This is a genomic window from Shewanella sp. DW31 (assembly GCF_015767295.1).
Classification (GTDB): Bacteria; Pseudomonadota; Gammaproteobacteria; order Enterobacterales; family Shewanellaceae; genus Shewanella; species Shewanella oncorhynchi.
In genome coordinates this window covers 64,397-70,396 of record NZ_JADWMP020000026.1, presented here as the reverse complement: position 1 = coordinate 70,396, position 6,000 = coordinate 64,397, and the positions used below count along the sequence as shown (strand labels likewise).

Below are 6,000 nucleotides of genomic sequence, written 5' to 3'. Positions count from 1 at the left end.
GCGCGTGTAGCTCAGCTGGATAGAGTACCTGGCTACGAACCAGGCGGTCGGAGGTTCGACTCCTTCCACGCGCACCATATAGATAAGCCCTGCAAGCAACTGCAGGGCTTTTTTATTTTTAGTCTGTAGTGGTTTAACTCATTATATTTTTACCCGCTTAGGTTTAACCTTAACTTTGCATCATCATCTTTTGCTTTACCTTAGCTATCTTCGGTGTCGCTATCTTTAGCCATTTCGTTTTAAACACTTCTCTTTCTTAGGTTCAACTCACTGAAGAATCTGCTTTTGCCTGTGTTGAGAGTCTATGACGACATTGGATACCCATGTCAGTCTCTCAGTGCTGTCTCTAGAGGTATTAGCTGTTCTTTAGTCTACATGTGTGGTGTTTACTTATGTCGGCAGTGATGGGCTACGTGTGAGCTCGTGAGCGATAGACCACGGGGAGTGATGAGGATGAATGGTGAGGTGGTTTCAATGCGGTGTAGTAAGTTAAAGGGCAGTGTTTAGAATTGACTCTGGTTAAAGGCGGCATCTGGCTCAAAAGCGTAGATTAAGGCTCATAGTTGCTCAAAGATTGCAGCGATATAGATACAAGAAGGGCAGCCAAGTGGCTGCCCTTCATTCAGTTAGAACTAATCATAACAAGTGAATCAGAGTAAATGAGAAGCTTAAGCTTCTAACTTAGCAAACTCAGATTTTTGTTCATTGAGTTTGTCCATATCTCGCTTGAGATCGGCCATCTTGGCGCGCTCTTTGTCGATAACGTCGGCAGGGGCTTTTGCCACGAAGCCTTGGTTCGACAATTTGCCTTCGATGCGAGCTATCTCTTGGCCGAGCTTTTCAAGCTGTTTGTCGATACGGGCCATTTCGGCGGCGACATCGATCAAGCCTGCCATAGGGATCAGCAGCTCCATTTCGCCAATCAAACCTGTGGTCGACATAGGCGCAGTTTCGCCATCGGCTAAAATGGTCATGCTTTCTAAGCGGGCAAGCGTAGTGAAGAAGGTTTGGTTTGCTTCTACACGGGCTTTATCCTGCGCGCTAACACCACGAAGTAGGGCATTTAGCGGTTTAGATGGGGCAATGTTCAGTTCGGCACGAATGTTACGCACCGCGACGATTACTTGCTTAACCCATTCTAAATCGGCCATTGCTGCGCTATCGACTTTAGCGGCATCAAATGTTGGGAACGGTGCCAGCATAATGGTATCACCAGCGACACCGGCTAACGGTTTAACGCGCTGCCAAATGGTTTCAGTGATATACGGCATCATAGGGTGCATCAGGCGTTGCATCGCTTCGAGCACTGTCACTAAGGTGTGACGGGTGCCGCGCATTTGCGTTTCACTGCCGTTTTGCAATACCGGTTTGGTTAACTCTAAGTACCAGTCACAGAACTGGTTCCAAGTGAACTCATACAGGGTATTGGCCGCTAAGTCGAAACGGTAGGCTGTCATGTGATCGTCAAAGGTCTTAACGGTTTGATTGAACAAGCCAATAATCCAGCGATCGGCCAACGACAGCTCCATCTCGCCGCCTTTGTGCTCTGGTGAGCCTGGGCCGCAATCTTGATCTTCTGTGTTCATCAGCACGTAGCGTGAGGCGTTCCATAACTTGTTACAGAAGCTACGGTAACCGTCTAAGCGCTTCATATCCCAGTTGATGTCACGACCCGTTGATGCCATTGCCGCAAGCGTAAAGCGCAGTGCATCAGTGCCGTGGGCTTCTATACCGTCAGCAAACTCTTTGCGAGTGCTCTTTTCAATCTTGGCGGCCAGTTGTGGCTGCATCATATTACCGGTACGTTTTTCAACGAGATCTTCAAGGCCGATACCGTCGATCATGTCTAATGGATCGAGTACGTTGCCCTTTGATTTTGACATCTTGTTACCCGCTTCATCGCGGATAAGACCGGTTACGTAGACGGTTTTGAACGGGACTTGTGGTTTACCGTCTTCATCTTTGATGAAGTGCATGGTCATCATGATCATACGGGCAACCCAGAAGAAGATGATGTCAAAACCTGTCACCAACACGTCGGTTGGGTGGAAGGTTTTTAAATCTTCTAAATTGTCAGGCCAGCCGAGTGTAGAGAAAGTCCACAGGGCCGAGCTGAACCAAGTGTCCAGTACGTCTTCGTCTTGGCGTAATGTCATAGAGTCGGCGATATTGTGCTTAGCACGCACATCGGCTTCGTTGCGGCCGACATAGACTTTGCCATTTTCGTCGTACCATGCAGGGATGCGGTGACCCCACCACAATTGACGCGAAATACACCAGTCTTGAATGTCACGCATCCACGAGAAGTACATGTTCTCGTATTGCTGCGGTACAAATTTAATGCTGCCATTTTCAACGGCTTCGATAGCGGTTTTCGCCATTGGCGCAACAGCCACATACCATTGGTCGGTCAGCATAGGCTCGATAACCACACCGGAGCGATCGCCGTAAGGCACTTTCAAGGCGTGCGGCGCGATTTTTTCGAGCAGCCCTAAAGTGTCAAATTCAGCGACGATAGCATCGCGGGCTTTAAAGCGATCAAGTCCAGCAAAGCGTTCAGGCAGGCTGCCATCGAGCGTTTTGTTAAAGGTACCGTCAGAGTTCACCACTTCGGCGCTCACGCGAATGGCGGCATCTAAGGTCAGCACGTTGAACATGGGCAGGTTGTGACGTTTACCGACTTCATAGTCGTTAAAGTCATGGGCTGGGGTGATCTTCACGCAGCCAGTACCAAAGGCCATGTCGACGTAATCGTCGGCCACGATAGGAATGCGGCGGTTAACAATCGGCAACAGAATAAACTTACCGACCAGCGCTTGATAGCGTTCATCATCGGGATGCACTGCAACCGCACTGTCGCCGAGCATGGTTTCAGGGCGCGTGGTAGCGACTTCTAAATAGTCTTTACCATCGGCGGTCAGTTCACCGTCGGCCAGTGGATAACGCAGATGCCACATGTGGCCCTGTTTTTCTTTGCTTTCCACTTCTAAATCAGAGATAGCCGTGTGCAGCTTTGGATCCCAGTTGACCAAACGCTTACCGCGATAAATCAACTCGTCTTCGTACAGACGTACAAACACTTCTTGCACGGCCTTGGACAAGCCTTCGTCCATAGTGAAACGCTCGCGGTCCCAATCTACAGAAGCGCCCATACGACGTAGCTGCTTAGTGATAGTGCCGCCCGATTGCGCTTTCCATTCCCACACTTTATCCATAAAGGCATCGCGACCTAGGTCATGACGATTTTTGCCTTCTTCGGCTTCAAGCTTGCGCTCAACCAACATTTGGGTGGCGATACCCGCGTGGTCGGTACCGACTTGCCATAGGGTATTTTTGCCTTTCATCCGTTGGTAACGGGTCAAGGTATCCATGATGGTGTCTTGGAAGGCGTGGCCCATGTGCAAGCTGCCCGTCACGTTAGGGGGCGGGATCATGATGCAATAATTGCCTTTGGATTCATCGCCATGTGGCTTGAAGTAACCTTGCTCTTCCCAGTTTTGGTAAAGCGTTTGCTCGATGGACTGCGGATCGTATGTTTTTTCCATGGGAACGTGTCTGTCTCAAACTAATTAAGTGGATGTGTTGCTAAGTCTTGGGTCTGTAAATTGACCCCTAAGCCGCGATACTGTCGATAACGTTCGCGAGCGACCGCTTTATGCTGATCGTCATTGGCAACAAAATCGATAATGTGGCCAAAGTTTACCGCAAATGGTGGCGCTTGGTCTGCAAGATTAATCAGAACTTGGCGACTTTTGTTGGCGCCGAGGCGATCAAAACCAATTTCTACCGGCGATCCCGTCATCGGGCCTTCACCTTTGAGGTTATGAGGTACAAAGGCACTTGGCTCAAACTGCCATAAAAGTTCATCAATCGCATGGGCTTGCTGCTTATCTTGGCAATGGATATAGACCCATTGTTGTTTCACAAAAGCCTGCTGCGCCAGTTGGCATGCCATAAGATGCATCTCGCAAAGCGCAGGGTTCGCATTCGCGGTTTCAACAGGTGAATCAGCCTTGGCTTTGGCAGGCGATGCTACTGGCGGCATAAGATAAAACAGCACTTGAGTCATGATTTCAATGCCTTGCTTCACTTGTTTTAGTGGCGAACGAAAGCAGCAGTTTACACTAAAAGTCAGTATGGGTTAATGCTTAGGACAAACCTTACGGTGAGGTTTTATCTATCACTGTCTGGCGGGACTTAATGGGATGCTTTCAAACCGTTGGAGATGCAGAGGGTAGAGCTATAACTCTTTGAAAAATGATTCTAAAACCATTAGTTGTTCAGTTTTTTATTCAAGTTTTTATTCAGGAAATCGATTTTCTGATTAAATTAAGAAAATAAAAAAGGCGAAGATTTTCATCTTCGCCTTTCACTTATCGAGCCTTTAACATACTAAGGCCGGATAGTTGGTTATTCGCCGAGTTCAACGCCAGCACGATTGATCAGGAACTGAGTCAATAGTGGCACTGGACGGCCCGTAGAACCTTTGTTAGCACCGCTATTCCAAGCTGTGCCTGCAACGTCTAAGTGAGCCCAGTTGTACTTTTTAGCAAAGCGCGAAAGGAAACATGCTGCTGTGATAGCTCCAGCAGGACGGCCACCTAAGTTGGTCATGTCAGCAAACGGGCTGTCGAGCATATCTTGATACTCATCCCACAATGGCATGCGCCATGCGCGGTCACCACTTTGCTCACCGGCACTTAATAGCTCGTGTGCCAGAGGGTTATGCGATGAGAACAGACCCGATGCGTGTTTACCAAGGGCAATCACACACGCGCCAGTCAGGGTTGCAGTATCGATAACCAATTCAGGATCGAAACGCTCAACATAGGTTAATACGTCACATAGGACTAAACGGCCTTCTGCATCGGTATTTAACACTTCAACGGTTTGGCCTGACATAGTGGTCAGAATGTCACCTGGACGGTAAGCATTACCCGATGGCATGTTTTCACAGCCAGCCAGAATACCCACAACGTTGATAGGTAACTTCATATCACAGATGGCTTTCATAGTGCCGATAACACCCGCTGCGCCACCCATGTCGTACTTCATTTCGTCCATGGCTTCGCCAGGTTTCAATGAAATACCACCCGAGTCGAAGGTTAACCCTTTACCGACTAATACGATTGGTTTTTCTGTGCTATCGACAGCGCCCTTGTATTCCATCACAGTCATGATGGATTCGTTGGCACTGGCGCGACCGACTGCAAGGTATGAGTTCATGCCCAGTTTGGCCATTTGCTCTTCACCAATAGTGGTGACATGCAGAGTGTCGTGTATTTCAGCCATTTGGCGTGCTTGAGAAGCTAAATAGGCTGGATTACAGATGTTCGGTGGCATGTTGGCTACATCGCGACATAAATGCATGCCAGCAGATACTGCCATACCATGCTCGATGGCACGCTCACCTAAGGTTAATTCACGGCGAGTCGGGACATTGAACACTAATTTACGCAGTGGACGGCGAGTTTCACCTTTGCGGGTCTTCAGGGCATCAAAGCTATAAAGACTGCTATTAGTGGTTTCAACCGCTTGACGTACTTTCCAATACGTATCGCGTCCTTTCACGTGCAGTTCAGTTAAGAAGCAAACCGCTTCCATTGAACCCGTTTCGTTAAGGGTGTTGATTGTTTTAGTGATGATTTGTTTGTATTGGCGTTCGTCTAGTTCTCGTTCTTTGCCACAACCCACTAATAATACACGTTCACTCAATACGTTAGGAACATGGTGCAGCAATAACATCTGGCCAGATTTACCTTCCAGATCGCCACGACGCAGTAGGTTACTGATATAACCTTCGCTAATTTTATCTAATTGCTCCGCGATACCCGACAGACGACGGGGTTCATAAACACCGACCACGATACAGGCTGAGCGTTGTTTTTCGGGGCTACCGCTCTTTACGCTAAACTCCATGAGCACTCCTAGATTCTTAAAGACAAATTTTTATATTTATTGGATAATGTCTGCTTGTCCCGAAAAGGGCCTAAGTTATTA

The 6,000-nt window shown here is 48.2% G+C and carries 3 protein-coding genes and 1 tRNA gene; 1 reads left to right on the top strand and 3 read right to left on the bottom strand.

Going from position 1 to position 6,000, the window contains the following annotated elements; all coding sequences use genetic code 11:
• Positions 1-77 (top strand) — tRNA-Arg (locus tag GWI56_RS18695).
• Between the two features lie 591 nt (positions 78-668).
• Here the strand turns inward: GWI56_RS18695 and GWI56_RS18690 are convergent.
• The 3 genes from GWI56_RS18690 to pepA form a co-directional block, all read right to left on the bottom strand.
• Positions 669-3,545 (bottom strand): valine--tRNA ligase, encoded by a 2,877-nt coding sequence (locus GWI56_RS18690; protein ID WP_198573766.1) that lies wholly within the window; start codon positions 3,543-3,545, stop codon positions 669-671.
• A 20-nt stretch (positions 3,546-3,565) separates the two neighbouring features.
• Positions 3,566-4,069 carry a DNA polymerase III subunit chi gene (locus GWI56_RS18685; RefSeq protein ID WP_198573765.1) on the bottom strand — a complete coding sequence of 168 codons (504 nt, stop codon included), beginning with the start codon at positions 4,067-4,069 and terminating at the stop codon, positions 3,566-3,568.
• A 341-nt stretch (positions 4,070-4,410) separates the two neighbouring features.
• Positions 4,411-5,919 (bottom strand): leucyl aminopeptidase, encoded by a 1,509-nt coding sequence (gene pepA / locus GWI56_RS18680; RefSeq protein WP_198573764.1) that lies wholly within the window; start codon positions 5,917-5,919, stop codon positions 4,411-4,413.
• Between the last annotated feature and the right edge of the window lie 81 nt (positions 5,920-6,000).